General features: G+C 66.8%; 1 protein-coding gene. It reads right to left on the bottom strand.

The genetic code is table 11. The features are described from left to right. Window positions 1-232: ABC transporter permease subunit (locus EOD29_RS35345; RefSeq protein WP_127248939.1), on the bottom strand; the 232-nt coding region annotated here is incomplete at both ends.

The following is a 232-nucleotide window of genomic DNA, read 5'->3' as shown; positions in this document are numbered from 1 at the left end:
CAAATGTCGCTTGCCGGGTCTTGATCACCTCCGAGCGCATCACCCGGGCGAAGAGGGCGACCGCCGAAACGCCGGTTGCGATGGCGGCGTTGGTGGTGTCGAAGCCGATCGCGGTGACGACGATGACGGCCAGCAGGAATTTCGGAATGGCCAGCAGAACGTCGACCAGGCGGGCGAACAGGGTGTCCACCCAGCCGCCGAAGAAGCCGGCCAGGAGGCCGATGAGGCCGCC

It is taken from the genome of Mesorhizobium sp. M1A.T.Ca.IN.004.03.1.1 (assembly GCF_003997555.1).
Lineage (GTDB): Bacteria > Pseudomonadota > Alphaproteobacteria > Rhizobiales > Rhizobiaceae > Mesorhizobium.
This window is presented reverse-complemented; position numbering and strand designations above follow the sequence as displayed.